Source organism: Microbacterium sp. 22303 (genome assembly GCF_052045265.1).
Lineage (GTDB): Bacteria > Actinomycetota > Actinomycetes > Actinomycetales > Microbacteriaceae > Microbacterium.
Window position 1 is genome coordinate 1040487 of record NZ_JBQEOQ010000001.1, and the last position, 17304, is coordinate 1057790.

The 17304-nt window shown below is 70.9% G+C and carries 20 protein-coding genes; 10 read left to right on the forward strand and 10 right to left on the reverse strand.

Features of this window, described 5'->3' with window-relative positions; all coding sequences use genetic code 11:
- Positions 1-6 precede the first annotated feature (6 nt).
- From ACTJI8_RS04970 to ACTJI8_RS04980, 3 genes are read right to left on the reverse strand one after another with little or no spacing between them, the layout of a single operon-like run.
- A complete protein-coding gene (locus ACTJI8_RS04970; RefSeq protein WP_440732281.1) occupies positions 7-1314 on the reverse strand; it encodes a GNAT family N-acetyltransferase in 1308 nt (435 codons plus the stop codon).
- Positions 1315-1372: 58 nt separating this feature from the next.
- Positions 1373-1618 carry a mycothiol system anti-sigma-R factor gene (rsrA, locus tag ACTJI8_RS04975; RefSeq protein WP_440722333.1) on the reverse strand — a complete coding sequence of 82 codons (246 nt, stop codon included), beginning with the start codon at positions 1616-1618 and terminating at the stop codon, positions 1373-1375.
- Positions 1615-2289, reverse strand: a complete 675-nt coding sequence (locus tag ACTJI8_RS04980; protein WP_440732282.1) for a sigma-70 family RNA polymerase sigma factor — start codon at positions 2287-2289, stop codon at positions 1615-1617. The genes rsrA and ACTJI8_RS04980 overlap by 4 nt, the downstream gene beginning before the upstream one ends.
- Positions 2290-2351: 62 nt before the next feature.
- Between ACTJI8_RS04980 and aroA the strand changes: the two genes are divergently transcribed.
- Genes aroA through bcp form a run of 3 tightly spaced genes read left to right on the forward strand, consistent with a single transcriptional unit; the run spans position 2352 to position 5267 of the window.
- The gene (gene aroA / locus ACTJI8_RS04985; protein WP_440732283.1) at positions 2352-3689 is read left to right on the forward strand and encodes a 3-phosphoshikimate 1-carboxyvinyltransferase; all 1338 of its coding nucleotides are present in this window, start codon (positions 2352-2354) and stop codon (positions 3687-3689) included.
- Positions 3686-4753, forward strand: coding sequence for a ribosome small subunit-dependent GTPase A (rsgA, locus tag ACTJI8_RS04990; protein ID WP_440732284.1), 1068 nt, complete (start codon positions 3686-3688; stop codon positions 4751-4753). The genes aroA and rsgA overlap by 4 nt, the downstream gene beginning before the upstream one ends.
- 37 nt (positions 4754-4790) lie before the next feature.
- Entirely contained in the window at positions 4791-5267 is a 477-nt protein-coding gene (gene bcp / locus ACTJI8_RS04995) for a thioredoxin-dependent thiol peroxidase (protein WP_440732285.1), read from the forward strand.
- Between the two features lie 4 nt (positions 5268-5271).
- Here the strand turns inward: bcp and ACTJI8_RS05000 are convergent, their stop codons facing one another.
- A complete protein-coding gene (locus tag ACTJI8_RS05000) occupies positions 5272-5682 on the reverse strand; it encodes a hypothetical protein (RefSeq protein WP_440732286.1) in 411 nt (136 codons plus the stop codon).
- A 250-nt stretch (positions 5683-5932) separates the two neighbouring features.
- On the opposite strand from ACTJI8_RS05000, the gene ACTJI8_RS05005 reads away from it, so the two are divergent.
- Positions 5933-6181, forward strand: a complete 249-nt coding sequence (locus ACTJI8_RS05005; RefSeq protein WP_045249333.1) for a WhiB family transcriptional regulator — start codon at positions 5933-5935, stop codon at positions 6179-6181.
- Positions 6182-6240: 59 nt separating this feature from the next.
- Here ACTJI8_RS05005 and ACTJI8_RS05010 read toward each other — a convergent pair whose 3' ends face one another.
- Both ACTJI8_RS05010 and ACTJI8_RS05015 read right to left on the reverse strand, forming a co-directional pair.
- Positions 6241-7731: a sensor histidine kinase gene (locus ACTJI8_RS05010; RefSeq protein ID WP_440732287.1), complete on the reverse strand. Its 1491-nt coding sequence runs from the start codon at positions 7729-7731 to the stop codon at positions 6241-6243.
- Between the two features lie 62 nt (positions 7732-7793).
- Positions 7794-8177 (reverse strand): Rv3235 family protein, encoded by a 384-nt coding sequence (locus tag ACTJI8_RS05015; RefSeq protein WP_374107815.1) that lies wholly within the window; start codon positions 8175-8177, stop codon positions 7794-7796.
- 136 nt (positions 8178-8313) lie between these two features.
- Here ACTJI8_RS05015 and ACTJI8_RS05020 point away from each other — a divergent pair, with 136 nt between their 5' ends.
- The gene (locus ACTJI8_RS05020) at positions 8314-8910 is read left to right on the forward strand and encodes a hypothetical protein (protein WP_440732288.1); all 597 of its coding nucleotides are present in this window, start codon (positions 8314-8316) and stop codon (positions 8908-8910) included.
- 57 nt (positions 8911-8967) lie between these two features.
- On the opposite strand, the gene ACTJI8_RS05025 is transcribed toward ACTJI8_RS05020, so the two are convergent.
- Complete coding sequence (locus tag ACTJI8_RS05025; RefSeq protein ID WP_440732289.1) at positions 8968-9246, reverse strand: helix-turn-helix domain-containing protein; 279 nt, start codon at positions 9244-9246, stop codon at positions 8968-8970.
- Positions 9247-9343: 97 nt separating this feature from the next.
- On the opposite strand from ACTJI8_RS05025, the gene ACTJI8_RS05030 reads away from it, so the two are divergent.
- Complete coding sequence (locus ACTJI8_RS05030; protein WP_440732290.1) at positions 9344-9961, forward strand: SAF domain-containing protein; 618 nt, start codon at positions 9344-9346, stop codon at positions 9959-9961.
- Positions 9958-11214 carry an AAA family ATPase gene (locus ACTJI8_RS05035; RefSeq protein WP_440732291.1) on the forward strand — a complete coding sequence of 419 codons (1257 nt, stop codon included), beginning with the start codon at positions 9958-9960 and terminating at the stop codon, positions 11212-11214. Before ACTJI8_RS05030 ends, ACTJI8_RS05035 begins: the two co-directional genes overlap by 4 nt.
- A 24-nt stretch (positions 11215-11238) precedes the next feature.
- Here ACTJI8_RS05035 and ACTJI8_RS05040 read toward each other — a convergent pair whose 3' ends face one another.
- From ACTJI8_RS05040 to ACTJI8_RS05050, 3 genes are read right to left on the reverse strand one after another with little or no spacing between them, the layout of a single operon-like run.
- Complete coding sequence (locus ACTJI8_RS05040; RefSeq protein WP_440732292.1) at positions 11239-12462, reverse strand: pyridoxal phosphate-dependent aminotransferase; 1224 nt, start codon at positions 12460-12462, stop codon at positions 11239-11241.
- A 35-nt stretch (positions 12463-12497) separates the two neighbouring features.
- On the reverse strand, positions 12498-13184 hold the full coding sequence (locus tag ACTJI8_RS05045; protein WP_440732293.1) for a GntR family transcriptional regulator: 687 nt from the start codon (positions 13182-13184) through the stop codon (positions 12498-12500).
- A 53-nt stretch (positions 13185-13237) separates the two neighbouring features.
- Positions 13238-14182: a carbamate kinase gene (locus ACTJI8_RS05050; RefSeq protein ID WP_440732294.1), complete on the reverse strand. Its 945-nt coding sequence runs from the start codon at positions 14180-14182 to the stop codon at positions 13238-13240.
- A gap of 151 nt (positions 14183-14333) precedes the next feature.
- Here ACTJI8_RS05050 and ACTJI8_RS05055 point away from each other — a divergent pair, with 151 nt between their 5' ends.
- Genes ACTJI8_RS05055 through ACTJI8_RS05065 form a run of 3 tightly spaced genes read left to right on the forward strand, consistent with a single transcriptional unit; the run spans position 14334 to position 17298 of the window.
- Complete coding sequence (locus ACTJI8_RS05055; RefSeq protein ID WP_440732295.1) at positions 14334-15332, forward strand: DUF2877 domain-containing protein; 999 nt, start codon at positions 14334-14336, stop codon at positions 15330-15332.
- Positions 15332-16639 carry a purine-cytosine permease family protein gene (locus ACTJI8_RS05060; protein WP_440732296.1) on the forward strand — a complete coding sequence of 436 codons (1308 nt, stop codon included), beginning with the start codon at positions 15332-15334 and terminating at the stop codon, positions 16637-16639. The genes ACTJI8_RS05055 and ACTJI8_RS05060 overlap by 1 nt, the downstream gene beginning before the upstream one ends.
- Positions 16636-17298, forward strand: coding sequence for an ankyrin repeat domain-containing protein (locus ACTJI8_RS05065; RefSeq protein WP_440732297.1), 663 nt, complete (start codon positions 16636-16638; stop codon positions 17296-17298). The genes ACTJI8_RS05060 and ACTJI8_RS05065 overlap by 4 nt, the downstream gene beginning before the upstream one ends.
- Positions 17299-17304 lie beyond the last annotated feature (6 nt).

Below are 17304 nucleotides of genomic sequence, written 5' to 3' on the forward strand. Positions count from 1 at the left end.
GGACATTCAGTACCAGATGCTCAGCGCGGGCGCCGCGGCGGTGCCGAAGGCGTCCTGGATCGCGACCGCGGTCTCCGCCGCGGCCGAGATCCGGCCGGCGGCGCGCAGCGTCGTCGCGCTCACGCCACCGAGGTACAGCGATGACAGCATGTCCACGCCGAGCTCGACGTCGGGAGCATCCGCCGTGGCGTCGACGATGCCCCTCCCGTCCTGACCGACCCGCAGACGCCAGGTTCCTTCGGCGAGGCCGAGCGGATCGGACACCCGCAGGACGAGATCCAGGGGCGCACGGTACGTGCGCGCGGCGAGCACGGCGGGGACATCCAGGATCCGCAGCCAGCCGTGGTCGTGCACGGTGACCTGAACGGCGCGCTGGTTCGCGACGAGCCACGGCAGCGGATCGTCGACGGGCCGCAGGTCCGCGCGCACGGTGCGGATCAGATCGTGGTTGACGGCGAACGCCCAGAGCGCGCGCAGCGCTTCCGGCGTCTCCGCGTCGAGGTGACGGATCGCGAGGTCGGCGCCGAACTCCTCGGCGAGCTCGTCGAGCGTGTAGGCGAGCACACCTCGTGTGACGCCGTCGGCACCTGCCGCCCTGACGCCCCGCACGGCGCGGGAGCGCTCGTCGCCCGGCACGAGGCCCGCCATGCGACGCCAGCGCAGCGACCATCCGGGGATGTCGCCGGACCGGTCCAGGCGAGTCCGCTCGTGCACCTCGCCGAGCGCCGTCCGCAACGCTTCCGGCTCGAGGTACTCCACCGTGGTCGCGTCCCCCACGGCAGGCGATGAGATGCCGCCGGCACGTCGGGCATCGACCTGCAGATGGGAGACGGGGACCGCCGGACCGAAGCCGTAGCGTCCGTAGATCGTCGCCTCCGTCGCGGTGAGCCCTGCGATCGGCACTCCGGCCGCGGCCGCAGCGCGCAGCTCGCCCTCCAGCAGGTTGCGCGCGATACCCCGACGGCGGTGCGTCGCCGCGACGGTGACGGCGCTGATCGCCCACATGTCGATGTGCGCACCGGCGTCGCCGGGCACGGTCATCGGAGTCACCCAGGAGTCGACCGTCGCGACCGGAAGCTCGCCGCCCGGCGCGTACACGCCGATGTTGCGCCGCTCGGACATCATCTCACCCATGAGGCGGATGGTCTCGTCGTCGGGCTCCTTGTCGAGGAATCCTCGCGCATCGGCCCGGGCGAATCCGCGCCGCTGCACCGGATCCGACATGTCGACGATGCGGTAGTCGAGACCTGAAGCGCTCAGGCGCTCCTTCGAGCGCGGGTCGACGGGAACGTCACGGGCGTCGAGGGCTGCCATGCCTCCACCCTAGCCAGGGCGGTGGACACCGGGCGCGCGACGAGTGGACCGCGAGTGGTCAGTGCACCGCCGCCTGGACGGCGCGCAGCCGCGCGAGCACCTGGTCGCGCAGCTCCTCGGGAGCCGTCTCCTTGCACGCCCGGGAGACGACCTCGGTCAGCGTGGTCGCGACGAGGGCCTCCTCTGCGCAGGACGGGCAGTTCTCGAGATGCTCGCGGATGTCCGAGTGCTCCGTCTTGCACATCTCATTGCGGAGGTATTCCTCCAGGTCCTGCCGCGCCTTGGCGCATCCGCAGTCCGTCATTTCGTGCTCCTCGTGCCGGCCGTGGCGATGCCTCGCTCCGCGGCGTAATCCGCCAACAGCTCCCGCAGCATGCGACGCCCGCGGTGCAGGCGGCTCATCACGGTGCCGATGGGGGTCTTCATGATGTCGGCGATCTCCTGGTAGGCGAAGCCCTCGACGTCGGCGAGGTACACCGCCAGCCTGAAGTCCTCCGGGACCGCCTGCAGCGCCTCCTTGACGATCGACGCGGGCATCCGGTCGATCGCCTCGGCTTCGGCCGAGCGGCTGTGCGACGCCGTGGTCGACTCGGCGCCGCCGAGCTGCCAGTCCTCGAGCTCGTCGATCGTGCCCTGATAGGGCTCGCGCTGGCGCTTGCGGTAGATGTTGATGTAGGTGTTCGTCAGGATCCGGTACAGCCACGCCTTCAGGTTCGTGCCCTGCGTGAAGCTCGACCACGAGGCGAACGCCTTCACGAACGTCTCCTGGACCAGGTCCGCGGCGTCGGACGGGTTGCGCGTCATGCGCATGGCGGCGGCGTACAGCTGATCCATGAAGGGGATCGCCTGCTCCTCGAATTCCCGGCGCGCGGAGGAGTCCGCGTCCGGCTGCGCGTCCAGCGGTGCGTGATCGTTCATCGCCAGCCAGTTTAGGCCGAGAACGTCGACCTCCACCGGTTCGAGCGTCGCGAGCATGCGCACTGCCTTCCTTGTTTCTCGCCCTCCGCTGCCGGAGGCCTTCAGTAGGGTAGGAACCGATGAGCGCCTCCCTGTATTCCCCTGCCCCGCGCGGACGCTGGTCCGCGCCGGTCGCCGCCGACTCCCTGAGTGCGCGGCTGCGCGTGCCGGGATCCAAATCGCTCACCAACCGCGAACTCGTGCTGGCCGCGATCGCCGACGCCCCGGGAATCGTCTCGGCCCCGCTGCATTCGGACGACTCCGCGCGCATGATCGACGCCCTGCGCGCCCTCGGCGTCGGGGTCGAGGAACAGTTCGGCACCGGGGAGTTCGGCCCCGACCTGCGGATCACCCCCGCCCCGCTCACCGGCGGCACCACCGTCGACTGCGGCCAGGCCGGCACGGTGATGCGGTTCATCGCGCCACTCGCGGGACTCGCTCGCGGCGACGTGCTGCTGACTGCCCATGAGACGGCGCTGCACCGTCCCATGGGCGCCATGATCCACGCTCTGCGCGATCTCGGCGTCGACATCGAGGACAACGGCAGCTGGTCTCTGCCGTTCACGATCCGTGGCCGCGGGCACATCCGCGGCGGCCGCGTGGAGATCGACGCCTCTGCATCGAGCCAGTTCGTGTCGGGCCTGCTGCTCGCGGCGCCGCGCTTCGATGTCGGTCTGCATCTGGTGCACACCGGTGAGCGGCTGCCGAGCATGCCGCACATCGACATGACCGTGGAGACGCTGACGCGCCGCGGGATCAAGGTCACCCGACCCGGCCCCGGCGAATGGATGGTGGAGGGCGGCGTCCCGCGCTCCCGGGAGATCGCCATCGAACCGGACCTGTCCAACGCCGCCCCGTTCCTCGCGGCGGCGCTCGTCGCCGGCGGCGAGGTCTCGATCGAGGGCTGGCCGAACCGCTCCACGCAGCCCGGCGCGCTGCTGCCCGATCTGCTGGAGCGCCTCGGCGCTGACGTGCACCGTGCAGTCGGGGTGCTCATCGTGCGCGGCACCGGTCGCATCCGCGGCGGCGAGTTCGACCTGTCGGCAGCGGGAGAGCTCGCACCGACCTTCGTGGGTCTCGCCGCCCTGGCGGACGAGCCCACCACGATCACCGGCATCGGCCACATCCGCCTGCACGAGACCGACCGGATCGCCGCACTCGCCGGCAATCTGCGAGCCCTCGGCGGTGAGGCCCTGGAGCTCGAGGACGGCATCCGCATCATCCCCGCGACATTGCGGGGAGGCACCTGGCCGGCACACCACGATCACCGCATGGCGACCACGGGTGCTCTCATCGGTCTGCGCGTGCCCGGCGTCGAGATCGACGAAATCGGCACCACGGCGAAGACTCTGCCCGAGTTCACCCAGCTGTGGGAGCGCATGCTGTCCGTCGACGCCCCGGGGAGCGCACCCGCGTGAGCTGGCTGGAGGACGACGGCGACGACGAGCTCGACGGCTTCGACGAGTCCCAGATCCGGATGCGCCCGAATCCGAAGGCGAACCGTCCGCGCACCAAGCGCCGCCCCGCGCACAACGATGCCGAGATCGGGCGCGTCCTGGGCGTGGATCGGGGGCGGTACGCCGTGCTGATCGGCGAGGGCACCGATGACGAGCACACCATCACCACCACGCGCGCCAGAGAGCTGCGCCGCACGCCGATCGTCACGGGCGACGCCGCACGCGTGGTCGGCGACGTCTCCGGCGACGAAGGCACCCTCGGCCGGATCGTCGGCATCCTCGAACGCTCCTCTCTGCTGCGCCGCAGCGCAGACGACACCGACCAGGTCGAGCGCGTCATCGTCGCCAACGCCGACCAGATGCTCATCGTCGTCGCTGCGGCGGACCCCGAGCCCCGCGAGCGCCTGGTCGACCGCTACCTGGTGGCAGCCCTCGACGCCGGGATCCGTCCGCTGCTGGTGGTCACCAAGACGGATCTGGCGGATCCGGCCGAGTTCCTGACGCACTTCGAGGGCCTGGATCTGACGGTCTTCACCAGCGCGCAGGGCGAGATGCCGGTCGACGAGATCGGCCGAGCCCTCATCGGTCACTCCACCGTGTTCGTCGGACACTCCGGCGTCGGCAAGTCCACGCTCGTGAACGCCCTCGTGCCGGGAGCCGGGCGGGCCACCGGGCACGTGAACGAGGTCACCGGGCGCGGCAGGCACACGTCCTCGTCGACGGTGTCACTGCGCTATGTTGCTCCGCCCCTCGCCCCCGGCTCCGACGGCGGGTCCGGCTGGGTGATCGACACGCCGGGCGTGCGCTCCTTCGGGCTGGGGCACGTGGATCCGCAGAACATCCTCGCCGCCTTCACCGAGCTCGCCGTGATCGCGGAGAACTGTCCGCGCGGCTGCACGCACCGCGCCGACGCGGAGGACTGCGCGCTCAACGAGGCCGCTGCGGACGGAGCGCTCGGCGAGGCCGGGCTGGCACGGCTGGAATCGCTGCAGCGGCTGCTCGCGACCTTCGCGGACAAGCTCTGAGCGGATCCGCTCCCCGGGGTGCGGGTAGCCTGGAGGGGTGACCGCACAGCGCCTCGAACCCGGATCCCCCGCCCCCGACTTCACTCTGCAGGACCAGGACGGCGCGTCCGTCTCCCTGCACGACCTGCGCGGCCGGAACGTCATCCTGTACTTCTACCCGGCGGCGATGACCCCGGGCTGCACGACCGAGGCGTGCGACTTCCGCGACAGCCTCGCCTCGCTGCAGGGCGCGGGCTACACGGTGCTGGGAGTCTCCCGCGACGACGTGGCCAAGCTCAAGCAGTTCGCCGAGCGCGACGGGCTCTCCTTCCCGCTGCTCAGCGACGCCGACCTCGCCGTGCATCGCGCGTACGGGGTGTGGGGCGAGAAGAAGAACTACGGCAAGGTGATCCAGGGCGTGATCCGCTCGACCTTCGTCATCGATGAGGACGGCGTGATCGCGCACGCGCTCTACAACGTCAAGGCCACCGGCCACGTCGCTCGCATCCGCAAGCTCGTGGGCCTCGCCGCGTAACGCTTCAGTCGTCCTGCTGTTCGGCATCGGCACGCCGACGGGCTTCCAGCCCCGCGCGCCGTGTCAGCAGGAACAGCAGAACCGCGCCGATCACGCCCGGGGTCAGCAGTGCGAGCACGAACACGACCGGGAACGGCCGTGCCGTGAGCGCGCTCAGGGCGACGGCGATCGCAAGGATCTGCGCCACCATTCCTCCGCTGCGCCCGAACGAGCGTCCGCGCAGCACGGCCAGGGCAAGAGCGGCGAGCCCCACCGCACCGACCGCGCTGAGCCCGATCAGTCCCAGGGCAGAGGGCAGCGAGGTGGCGGCGCCGGAGCTCAGACCGAACACCTCCCCGAGGGTGACCACGAGCAGTGCCACCGCTTCGAGGGCGAGCACGGCCGCCGCCGCGATGGTCAGTCTCGACGGGCGCATAAGGGGCTCCTGGATGGTGTCGGGTCGTCGGCGTTCGCTCACGGTTCGGCTCCCGTTCACACGGAGTGCAGAAAATCCTTGATCGCTCGCCTTTCATGTAAGAGAATAGATGACAGCCATGTGCTCCCACAGCGGCGTGGGGCGAGCATCCGCTCGCATCACCGATGGGCGTCGACCCCCGAACGCCGCCTACGAATTCCGGGCACGCGAGATTCGCGCGCCCATGACATTTCCACACCGAGGAGCCCCCATGGATTGGCGCGACAAGGCCGCCTGTCTCACCGTCGACCCCGAGCTGTTCTTCCCCGTCGGGAACACCGGTCCGGCCGTCGATCAGATCGAGAAGGCGAAGGCCGTGTGCGCCCGGTGCACCGTCACCGAGGTCTGCCTGCAGTACGCCCTCGAGTCCAGCCAGGACTCGGGCGTGTGGGGCGGACTCAGCGAGGATGAGCGCCGCGCTCTCAAGCGCCGCGCCGCTCGCGCCCGCCGCGCCGGCTGACGCGCGCTCTCAGGCGCCGCGCCGCCCGCGCGGGCTGACCCGCGCCCGGCGCATCCGGCTCAGCCGTTCACCCAGCGCATCGGCAGGTCGATCGTGACCACGGTGCCCTCGCCGTCCGAACCCTCCCAGACGATCGTGCCACCGAGTTCGCCCTGGATGAGGGTGCGGATGATCTGCGTACCCAGGCCCTGACCGATCCGCCCCTCGGGCAGACCGTGTCCGGTGTCGCTGACGATCACACGCAGGTTCTCGTCGGTGCGCTGCGCCTCGATGGTGACCAGGCCCTCCTGGCCCGCGAGTCCGTGCTCCACGGCGTTGGTGACGACCTCGGTGAGCGCGAGGGCGAGAGGCGTCGCATACTCGCTCGGCAGCACGCCGAACCGTCCCGTCGACTGGGTGCGCGCCCGGGTGTTGGGCGCCGAGGCGACCTCCGCCACGAGCTTCAGCACGCGCGCGAACACCTCGTCGAAGTCGACTTTCTGCGCCAGTCCCCCGGCGAGCGTGTCGTGCACCACGGCGATCGACTCGACACGTCGCATCGCCTGCGTCAGCGCGTCGCGCGCCTCCTCGGAGTGCGTACGACGGGCCTGGATCCGCAGCAGGGATGCGACCGTCTGCAGGTTGTTCTTCACCCGGTGGTGGATCTCGCGGATCGTCGCGTCCTTGGTGATGAGCTCCTGCTCCTGGTGACGCAGCTCCGACACGTCGCGGCACAGCACGATGGCCCCGATCCGGGTGCCGTGGTCCTTGAGCGGGATGGCTCGCAGGGAGACGGTGACGCCGCGCGCCTCCACGTCCGTGCGCCACGGAGCGCGCCCGGTGACCACGACCGGCAGCGACTCATCGACCTGCCGCGAAGGGGGCACGATCCGCGTCGTGACCTCGACCAGCGACTCCCCCTCGAGCTCCTCGTCGAAGCCCATCCGGTTGAACGCGCTCAGGGCGTTCGGGCTGGCGAACGTGACGACGCCGTCGACATCGATGCGGATGAGACCGTCCGAGGCGCGCGGAGCGCCGCGGCGTGGCGACGTGGGCGCGGAAGGGTCGGGGAACTCCCCGCCGGCGATCATGCCGAACAGGTCGTCTGCGGCCTCGTTGAACGTGATCTGCTGCCGGGAGGGCGTGCGCGCCTCACCGAGGTTCGTGTGCCGGGTGAGCACGCCGATCGGCTGCCGGTGTCCGCCATCGTCGCCGTTCTTGCGGGCGCGCACGATCGGCACCGCCCTGACCCTGGTCGGCGTCTCCTCGAACCAGTCAGGGTTCGCCGAGTCGACGATCCCGGCCGTGTCGAACGCGCCCTGCACCTGGGTGCGCCACTGCGGTCGCACCCGCTCCCCCACGATGTCGCGGTAGAACAGGGTCGCCGCGCCGCTCGGCCGGGTGTGCGCGACCGCGATGAAGGATCCGTCGGCCGTCGCGATCCAGATCACGATGTCCGCGGAAGCCAGATCCGCCAGCAACTGCCCGTCGCCGGCCAGGCGATGCAGCCATTCGATGTCCTCGTCGGCGAGGCAGCCCTGGGCCTGGGCGAGATCACTGAGTGTCGACACCCTGACAGCCTAGGGCGTATCCCCGGCTCGCACGCGCGGGGCGGAGGGCAGCGGAGCCGGGCTCAGAGCACGGCGAGCGAGGTGGCTCTCCAACGCCGGTCCAACCCCTCCATACGCACCGCCACAGCCCTGGTCCGCCCGGGGGTCTGCACGATCAGGGTGGCCTCGACGATGCCGTCCGCCGGCGATGACACGTGGGTGGAGAGGACCCGGAAGACGGGCCTGGCCGGTGCGACACCGCGCGCGCTGCGGGCTCGCGCAGACAGGTTCGCGCGGGCCGTGAGCACGAGGAAGGCATCCTCGCTGAGCCAGCGCGCGAGCTGATCCGCTTCGCGCACCCCGGCCAGCACCTCGAGGACGCCGCGCGTGAGGCTCTGCAGCAGCGGAGCCGGATCCGGCAGTTCTGCGGTCGGCGTGGGCTGCGGTGCGAAATCCTCGAGCGTCATCATCGGTGTTCTCCCCCTCGAGATTCGGATGGCGTGACTGGCATTCGAGCACATTCGCGGGCGCCGTGGGCCGTCTTCGCCGAGGAATGTGGATAACCCGTATATCGCCTCCGCCGCTTCCCGTAGCCTCGACGGCATGGAATGGGATCGGCTGTTCGAAGACCTCGAGGATCAGATCGCCTCGGGCTGGGAGGCGGAGCGCGCCGCCCTGGACGCCGAGACCGAGCGGCTGCGCATCGCGCGGCTCGACCTGCGCACGCGCCTGGGCGTACTCGTCGACGAGGGCGGTGCTGTCGCCGCAGTGCTCACCGATTCGACCCGGGTGCGCGGCCGACTGCGCGCGGTCGGCGCCGACTGGGCGGCCGTGCAGCCGCAGGACGCGCCCGGTCTCGTGCTGCTGCCCGCGCACGCCGTGGAGCTGTGGGCGCTCGATCACGGCGCGCTGCTGAGCAGCGGCGCCACCGCGGAGCCGCTCTCGCCGCTGCGCGAGCGGATGACGTTCGGCTTCGTCGTCCGGGACCTCGCCCGGCGCCGCAGCGGGGTGACCCTGCGCACCCGCTCCGGCACGGTGCTGGCGGGCACGATCGACCGGGCCGGGTCCGATCATCTGGATCTCGCGCTGCATGATGCCGGCTCTCCGCGACGCGCGAGGGCGGTCACGGGATTCCGCATCGTTCCGTTCGCGTCGGTGCTCTCCATCGGCACGGATGCGCCCGCGCCCGGCCTCGGTTGACGGCAGGCTCGCAACCGCCGCCGACGAGGCGGGATCAGGACCCGGACGAGGGCCGGTTCACTCCCCGAGGCGGACCGGAGGGCCCCACAGCTCGGGGAAGCTCGCCGCGTTCGCCTGCCGCCACAGCGCCCTGCGCCGCGCGTCCTCCGCCTGCTCCGCCAGGTACTCGGTGATCGAGCCCTCCTCCACCCGCCAGGCGGCCGGGGCACCGAGCCGCGCGCCGCGCAGCCTGCCCTGCATGATGAGCTCGACGACCTCATCGACGTGCACGCCGAGGAGCTCGGCCACCTGGGCCGGGGCGAGATAGCGCACTGCAGGCGTGGATGCGTCGGGCATGCACCCATTGTGCTCCGCGTCAGGGCGTGCGCGGCGACCGGCGGAGCGCTGTGGATAACTTTCCCGGCACGGATCCGGATTCTGTGACCATGAGCACATGAGCACCGCACGAGCCGCCCGCCGGCCCTGGACCGATCTGCGCTTCTTCATCGGCCTCGCCTTGATCGTCGTCTCCGTCGCCGGAGTCTGGCTGATCGTGGGCGCAGCGAAGCAGACCAGTCCCGCACTGCAGGCCGTGCGCACGATCGTGCCAGGCGAGCCGCTCACCTCCGCCGACGTGCGCGTCGTCGACGTCGTACTCGGCACGGTGGGATCCGGCTACCTCACCCCTGGCACCCTCGAGCCCGGCCTGATCGCGACGCGCACGATCGCGGAGGGCGAGCTGGTGCCCTCGACGGCCGCGGCCGACGCCGACCAGGGGCGCACCACCTCGGTCGTGGTCCGCAGCACGGTGCCGGTTCCCGCCTCGATCGTCAAGGGCTCCGTGGTCGAGTTGTGGGCGGCCGAGCCTCTCGAAGACAGCAAGGGTTTCGGTGAGCCGCGAGTGCTGCTGTCCGAGGCCACCGTGGCCTCCGTCGACCGCGATGACGGCCCGCTGTCCGCCAAGGCCACCACGCTCGAGCTCGTCGTGAGCAGGGCGAAGGTCGGAGAGGTGCTCACGGCGCTGACCGACGGATCCTCGCTGTCGGTGGTGCCGATCGGCGCACGGTCATGACCGCCGTCGTCCTGGCCCTGCCGCCGGAGCGCGCCGAGACGCTCGCCGAGGAGCTGGGGCTCGCGGGCATCACGGTGATCGCGCGGATGACACCGGAGCAGGCGGCCAGACTGGTCGCACACGCCGAGGAGCTCCGTGATGCCGAAGCGCTGCTGATCCCCGCGGAGCGGGCCTGGCTGAGCGCTGCGCTGCGTGGCGCCTGCGACCGCGCCGGCGTGCGGATCCTGACCCTGGGCGACGGTCCGGCCGCCGTTCGACTGGCCCACCGGCACGGACTGGGCACGCCCCTGCCCGCGTCTTCGAGCGGATGGGACGTCGCCGATGCATTGCAGGCCGATGACGCGGGCGCCGGCCGGGACGAGATCGGTGCGGAGGAGCTCGACACGGCGGCCGCGCCGAATCGGCTGATCGCCGTGTGGGGCCCGCACGGCGCTCCGGGGCGCAGCACCCTGGCCGTGCAGCTCGCGGCCCTCCTCGCCGCCCCGGACCGCGGGGTCGCCCTCGTCGACGCCGACACGCACGCGCCGGCGCTCGCCCTCATGCTGGGCCTCACCGACGACGGCCCCGGTATCGCCGCGGCCTGCCGCCGCGCCGAACTCGGGCTGCTCGACGGCGCCGAACTGAGCCGTCTGTCCAGCCCCGTGGAATCGTCCGGCGGCATCGTCGACGTACTGGTCGGGATCAACCGTCCCACGCGCTGGCCCGAGCTGTCCGCGACCCGCCTGCAGGCCGCGCTCGATGCGTGCCGCACCTGGAGCGCGGTGACGCTGGTCGACGTCGCGGCCTCGCTCGAGGCTGACGAGGAGATCATCAGCGACCTGGACGGACCGCGCCGCAATGCCGCGACGCTCACCGCGCTGCGCAGCGCCGATCGCATCGTGGCGGTCGCCGCCGCCGATCCCCTCGGGATCGCCCGGTTCGTGCGGGGCTATGCGGAGCTGCGCGCCGAGATCGGGGACGCCCCCGTGACCGTCGCCGTGAACAAGGTGCGCCCCGGGCCTCTCGGCATCGACGCGCGCGGACAGATCCGGCGTGCCCTGGACCGCTTCTCGGGCATTCGCGACGTGCATTTCCTGCCGTACGACCAGCGTGCGCTGGATGCCGCCGCCCTGCACGCGCGGCCGGTGCCGGACGTGTCGGGGCGCTCGGCGTTCACGACCGCCGCACGAGCCCTCGCCGCGACGCTGCTGCGCGACGAGCAGAGCCCCGCGACGCGGCGCGCGCGGCGGCGCGGGGCTGCGGCGGCGGTCTGATCGACGCTCCGCCGGATGTGGCGCCTACTGCCGGTAGCTCGCCAGGAAATTGCCGAGGCGCTCGATGGCTTCGGTGATCACCCGCGGCTCGGGCAGCGTCACCACGCGCAGGTGGTCCGGTGTCGGCCAGTTGAAGCCCGTGCCTTGCACGAGCAGGATCCGCTCCGCGACCAGCAGGTCGTAGATGAGCTTCGCGTCGTCGTGGATCTCGTGCACGTTCGGATCCAGCTTCGGGAACGCGTACAAGGCCCCCGTGGGCTTCACGCAGCTGACACCCGGGATCGCGGAGAGCCCCTCCCAGGCGGCGTCGCGCTGCAGATGCAGGCGACCGCTCGGGGCGATCAGCGACTCGATCGACTGCACTCCCCCGAGAGCGGCCTGCACCGCGTGCTGCGCCGGCACGTTCGGGCAGAGGCGCGTCGACGCGAGCAGCGTGATCCCCTCGATGAAACCCTTCGCATGCTGCTGCGGGCCGGTGATGACGAGCCACCCCGACCGGTATCCGGCCACGCGGTACGTCTTGGAGAGGCCGTTGAAGGTCAGGCAGAGCAGGTCGGGCGCGAGGGTCGCCGTGGAGATGTGCTGCGCGTCGTCGAAGAGGATCCGGTCGTAGATCTCGTCCGAGAGCAGCAGCAGGTCGTTCTCCCTGGCCACCTGCACGATGCCCTGCAGCACCTCTCGCGAGTACACCGCGCCCGTGGGGTTGTTCGGGTTGATGATGACGATGGCCTTGGTGCGCGGGGTGACCTTGGAGCGGAGATCCTCGAGATCCGGGTTCCAGCCGTTCTCCTCGTCGCACAGGTAGTGCACCGGGGTCCCGCCGGCGAGGCTGGTCATCGCGGTCCACAGGGGGTAGTCCGGGGCGGGGATGAGCACTTCGTCGCCCTCATCGAGCAGCGCCTGCATGGTCATCGTGATGAGCTCGGAGACGCCGTTGCCGAGGTAGACGTCCTCGGGGTCCACGAGAGGGAATCCGTCGACCTGCTCATAGCGGCTGACCACGGCACGGCGGGCGGAGACGATGCCCTTGCTCTCGCTGTAGCCGTGCGCACTGGGCAGGGTCGCGAGCATGTCGCGGACGATCTGCTGCGGCGCCTCGAACCCGAAGACCGCGGGGTTGCCCGTGTTCAGCTTGAGCACCGAGTGACCTGCCGCTTCCAGCCGCGCCGCCTCGACGAGCGCGTTGCCGCGGATCTCGTACAGGACGTTCTTCAGCTTGGACGACTGGTCGAAGGTTCTCGGTGTCATCGGGCAAGATTACCGTCTGCGCGGGGCCGTCCCGTTCACGCGCGGTGCGATGCCTGCTGGGTGCGGATCGCCCCGGTGCGCACCGCTTCGACGTGCGCGATGCGCTCGCGCCGGCTGCTCTCCAGGTGCGTGGCGGCGAGTTCCGCGGCTCGATCGCCGTCCCGGCGCTCGATCGCTTCGAAGAGTTCGACGTGCTCCCCGCTGATGTACTCCAGGTCGTCGTACTGCGAGAGCGCCCAGCGCAGGCGACTCCCGATCCCCCGCATCATCTCGCTGAGCAGACGGTTCTCCGCGAGCTCGGTGACGGTCTCGTGGAAGTCCGCCGCCGCCCGGCGCGAGACGATCTCGTCGCCGATCCGGGCGCTGGACTCCTCGCGATCGAGCGCCTGGCGCAGTCGCGCCAGACCGTCGCGCCGATGGCGCTCGGCCGCAAGCCGGAACGCCAGCGGCTCGAGCACCGCGCGGACCTCGTCGAGGTCCGCGAGATCCGCGTCGGTGAACTCGCGCACCACCGCCCAGGTGTGCGGGCGCAGCTCGACGAGCCCTTCGGCGTCGAGCACCTTGAGCGCGTCGCGCACCGGCACCCGGCTCACCCCGAACTCGGCAGCGAGGTCGCGTTCGATCAGGCGGCTGCCCGGGGCGCGAGCGCCGTCGAGGATCGCATCACGCAACCACGACGCGATCTTCGTGGATTCGAGCTGCCGTTCATCCTTGCTGGTCACGGCATCATTCTTCCATCGAGCGGACCGCAATCCGCGACGGCGGGGCGCTCCGATCAGGACTTCGCGGGCTCGACCCAGCGGATGCCCTCCTTGAGCGTGGGCACGATCTCGGTGCCGACGGTGCGGGCGAGCAGATCGTCCAGCCGGTCGAGCGGACCGATCAGGGCGCGCCCTCCGGCACGGGCGACGCGGATCGCGGCATCGATCTTCGGCTGCATCGAGCCCTCGGCGAAAGCCATCGCGGCGACCGCATCCGCCGAGGCCGTGTGGATGTCGCGCTGCTCCGGGGTGCCCCAGTTCTCGCTGACGTAGTCGCCGTCCGTGAGCATGATCAGGGTGTCGGCGCCGATGTCCGCGGCGAGCGCCGCGCTGGCGAGATCCTTGTCGACGACGGCCTGAACACCGATATGACGGCCCTTCGAGTCCTCGCGGACGGGCACGCCGCCACCGCCCACGCAGACGGCGAGGCTGCCGGCCTCGAGCAGGCGGCGGATGAGCGGCGCCTGCACGATGGAGACCGGAACCGGGGAGGGCACCACGCGACGGAACGCGTTGCCGTCCTTCGCGATGGTCCAGCGGTATTCGGCGGCGGCCTCTGCGGCATCGTGCGCGGAGTACTGCGGGCCGATCAGTTTGGTGGGCCGCACGAAGGCGGGGTCGCTCTCGTCGACGACGGTGGTGGTGATCACACCGGCCACCTCGCGCTCGCCACCAAGAGCGTTGGAGAGCTCCTGCTGCACGACGTAGCCGATCATGCCCTGGGTCTCGGCGCCGAGGATGTCCAGGGGGTACGCCGCGACGTCCTGGTACGCGAGGTTCTGCAGAGCGAGCAGACCGACCTGAGGGCCGTTGCCGTGCGTGATCACGACCTCGTTCTCGCGGGCGAAGGGGGCGAGCGCCTCGCACGCCGCTTTGACGTTCGCCCGAAGATATTCGGCCGTCATCGGCTCGCCCCGGCGGGCGAGGGCGTTGCCCCCGAGTGCGACTACGACACGCATCTGGTTTCTCCTCCTGCTGAGGCCGCGGTCGCGACCGGTGCTGACTCGGGAATGGTACTCCATTTCAATCGATGGTATACATTTCCCTGAAACACTTGACCTTCCTCCGCGGTCGTCGACCAGGCCCCGCGGAGGTGTCGGAGAGAAGACGATGAACCCCGTCGCCACCCCCGTCGCCGTGCGCGCGATCACCTGGGATGCCGCGCTTGAGAAGACGCTCTCGCGCGCCGCCGACTCTGCGCAGCCCCGTTCCGTGCTGTCCCGCGTCCGGCCGGCGATCGCCGATGGGTCCGAGCCGTGCCACCGGGTGCACTCGGTGCATCGTCGCGCCGTGAATCTGCGCATCGCGGACGAGCTCGTCGCCCTCGTCTCCCCCGACCTGGACGACGCCCCGGCCACCGTCCGCGTACCCGTCGACGACTGGACCGCGCTCCAGGTGCAGCCGGGGGATGCCGTGTCAATCGCCCCCGACGGCTTCCGGATCGAGACGCAGAACGGCCCGATCGCGGTGCTGACGGGCCCCGCCGCCCCCTGGATCCCCTCCGACGTCTGCCTCTGCGCGCTGACCCCCGCACACCTGCGGCGCGCCGAGGAGATCATCGGACGCACCCCGGCGCCGGCCGCGCAGACCGCATTCGGCCGCGCCGCCGCCGCACTGCTGACCGCTCGCGGCGAGGCTCTGGAAGCGGCGCTGCTCCGGCGGGATCCGGCCGGAATCGCCGACACGGCGAGGCGGCTGCTCGGGCTCGGCGAAGGCCTCACCCCGTCCGGCGACGACGTCCTGACCGGGCTCGCGTTCGTGAGCGCGCAGCGTGGCATGCGGCTGCACGGCGCGCTCCCCTCCCTGACCGCCGCTCTCGACGAGGACGGCGCGGAGCGGACGACACTGCTCAGCACTGTCACCATCCGTCACGCGCTGCGCGCCCGTGCTCCGCAGAGCCTGCATGCGCTCGTCCGGGCCGTGCGCGACCGCGACGATTCGCGCACCGAGTCCGCGGCCCTGCGCGTCGCGGCCATCGGACACACCTCCGGCACGGACATGCTCAGCGGCGTCCGCCTTGCCCTGCGTACCGAGGCGGCGCTGCGCACCGCCCCCGCACCCGTCCCCGCGACGCCGACGTCCGGGATCGTCCAGAAGGAGCACGTGTGATGACCAAGACCGCACCGGCGGAGAGCAGCACCTCGGAGTTCGAGCACGAACCCGTCCCGCTGAACCATCGCAAGTCGCTCTTCACCGTTTCTGCGGTGTGGTTCGGCTTCCCGATGATCCTCACCAACGCCGTACCCGGCGGCCTCGTGGTCGCGATGCTCGGATTCTGGCCCGGTGTCGGCGCGATCCTCACGGCGAACGCCATCATGTTCGTCTACGTGAGCCTGCTCAGCTGGCGCGCGGGCCGTACCGGCAAGAGCTTCTCGCTGCAGGCGACAGAGACCTTCGGCACCGCCGGATATGCGATCGCCTCGGGCTTCCTCGCCACCGTCGTGGTCGGCTGGTTCGCGTTCAACACCGGCGCGACCGGTGCCAGCCTGGGCGCCGCGTTCGGCTGGAACGAGACTCTTGTCGCGGGCCTCGCCGGACTGGTGTTCATCGCCATCACCTACCTCGGCATCCGTGCGCTCTCGGTGCTCGGATCCATCGCGGCGCCGCTGTTCATCGCGGCGGTGATCATCGCGATCACCATCGCGGCGCAGAACCACGACTTCTCGGCCGTCTTCGGCTACAAGGGCGTCGGCGGCGAGGCGATGTCGTTCGGGGTCGCGGTCACCGCGATCATGGCGACCTTCGCCGACTCCGGCACGATGACCGCCGACTTCACCCGCTGGGCCCGCAACGGCAAGGAAGCGGTGATGGCCACGGTCACCGCGTTCCCGGTCGCGAGCCTGGTCGCCCAGCTCAGCGGCGCCCTGTTCGTCGCCGCCGGCGCGATCGTCGATCCCGCGTCGAACGGCGGCAACTTCGCGCCGATCCTCACCAGCACGCACAATCCGCTGCTCGATGTGTTCCTGCTGGTGTTCGTCGTGATCAACCTCGGTTCGGTCTGTACGCACTGCCTCTACAACGGCGCGCTGGGCTGGTCGCACCTGACCCGCTCGAAGATGCGCGTGCTCACCCTGATCCTCGGCGTCATCGGCACCCTGGTCGCCGTGCTCGGCGCCTGGCACTACTTCGTGAACTGGCTCGTCCTGCTGGGCGTGCTGGTGCCCCCGCTCGGCGCCGTCCTCATCGCCGACCAGATCATCCTCGCCAAGCGCAACGCCGATCGCGCACCGCAGCGGTTCCGCTGGACCGCCCTGGTCGCCTGGGCTATCGGCGCAGGGGCGGCATTGCTCTCGCACTTCTTCGCCCCCGTGCTGAGCGATGCTGTCGTCGGCCTCGTCGTGGGATGCCTCGCCTACCTCGTCCTCGAGCGGTCCCCCCGCTCGCGGACCGCGCCCGCCAAGGAGACGACCCGATGACCGTTTCGGACAGCGCACGCATCTCGAGCAGCACGCGCATCTCGAGCAGCACGCGCATCTCGAACAGCACAGACGAGCGGTATCTCGCCGCGGCGTCCGCCGGCGACCTGGACGGCGTCCGCGCCGCTCTCGCCGACGGCGCGGACAAGGACGCGCAGGACCGCGAGGAGGCGTCGGCGATCCTGCTGGCGGCGCGCGGCGGCCACCTCGACGTCGTGCGCGCGCTCATCGCGGAAGGCGTGGACATCGACGCCCAGGACCAGACCCAGTCCAACCCGTTCCTGTACGGGTGCATCAACGACGACCTCGAGCTCGTGACCGTCATGGTCGAGGCAGGCGCCGACCTCAAGCGGCTCACCCGCATGGGCGGGAATGGTCTCACCCCGTCGGCGGAGAAGGGACACCTGGAGGTCGTCCGCTATCTGCTGGAGAACACCCGCATCAACGTCAACCTCACCAACAACCTGGGCTGGACCGCTCTGATCGAGACCATCATCCTCGGCGACGGCGGCCCGGTGCGCCGGCAGATCGTCGAGCTGCTGCTCGCGCACGGCGCCAAGCCCGGCATGCCCGACCCGTGGGGCACGTCCCCCGCCGACCTGGCCCGCGAGCGCGGATACGACGAGATCGTCGCCATCCTCGAGCGCGCCCAGGCCTGAGACTCC

What these genes read in the sequence shown, in the direction of transcription:
- ACTJI8_RS04970 (WP_440732281.1), bottom strand. Translation starts at nt 1,314, where the DNA reads ATGGCAGCCCTCGACGCCCGTGACGTTCCCGTCGACCCGCGCTCGAAG.
- rsrA (WP_440722333.1), bottom strand. Translation starts at nt 1,618, where the DNA reads ATGACGGACTGCGGATGCGCCAAGGCGCGGCAGGACCTGGAGGAATAC.
- ACTJI8_RS04980 (WP_440732282.1), bottom strand. Translation starts at nt 2,289, where the DNA reads ATGCTCGCGACGCTCGAACCGGTGGAGGTCGACGTTCTCGGCCTAAAC.
- aroA (WP_440732283.1), top strand. Translation starts at nt 2,352, where the DNA reads ATGAGCGCCTCCCTGTATTCCCCTGCCCCGCGCGGACGCTGGTCCGCG.
- ACTJI8_RS05000 (WP_440732286.1), bottom strand. Translation starts at nt 5,682, where the DNA reads ATGCGCCCGTCGAGACTGACCATCGCGGCGGCGGCCGTGCTCGCCCTC.
- ACTJI8_RS05005 (WP_045249333.1), top strand. Translation starts at nt 5,933, where the DNA reads ATGGATTGGCGCGACAAGGCCGCCTGTCTCACCGTCGACCCCGAGCTG.
- ACTJI8_RS05015 (WP_374107815.1), bottom strand. Translation starts at nt 8,177, where the DNA reads ATGACGCTCGAGGATTTCGCACCGCAGCCCACGCCGACCGCAGAACTG.
- ACTJI8_RS05020 (WP_440732288.1), top strand. Translation starts at nt 8,314, where the DNA reads ATGGAATGGGATCGGCTGTTCGAAGACCTCGAGGATCAGATCGCCTCG.
- ACTJI8_RS05025 (WP_440732289.1), bottom strand. Translation starts at nt 9,246, where the DNA reads ATGCCCGACGCATCCACGCCTGCAGTGCGCTATCTCGCCCCGGCCCAG.
- ACTJI8_RS05030 (WP_440732290.1), top strand. Translation starts at nt 9,344, where the DNA reads ATGAGCACCGCACGAGCCGCCCGCCGGCCCTGGACCGATCTGCGCTTC.
- ACTJI8_RS05035 (WP_440732291.1), top strand. Translation starts at nt 9,958, where the DNA reads ATGACCGCCGTCGTCCTGGCCCTGCCGCCGGAGCGCGCCGAGACGCTC.
- ACTJI8_RS05040 (WP_440732292.1), bottom strand. Translation starts at nt 12,462, where the DNA reads ATGACACCGAGAACCTTCGACCAGTCGTCCAAGCTGAAGAACGTCCTG.
- ACTJI8_RS05050 (WP_440732294.1), bottom strand. Translation starts at nt 14,182, where the DNA reads ATGCGTGTCGTAGTCGCACTCGGGGGCAACGCCCTCGCCCGCCGGGGC.
- ACTJI8_RS05055 (WP_440732295.1), top strand. Translation starts at nt 14,334, where the DNA reads ATGAACCCCGTCGCCACCCCCGTCGCCGTGCGCGCGATCACCTGGGAT.
- ACTJI8_RS05060 (WP_440732296.1), top strand. Translation starts at nt 15,332, where the DNA reads ATGACCAAGACCGCACCGGCGGAGAGCAGCACCTCGGAGTTCGAGCAC.
- ACTJI8_RS05065 (WP_440732297.1), top strand. Translation starts at nt 16,636, where the DNA reads ATGACCGTTTCGGACAGCGCACGCATCTCGAGCAGCACGCGCATCTCG.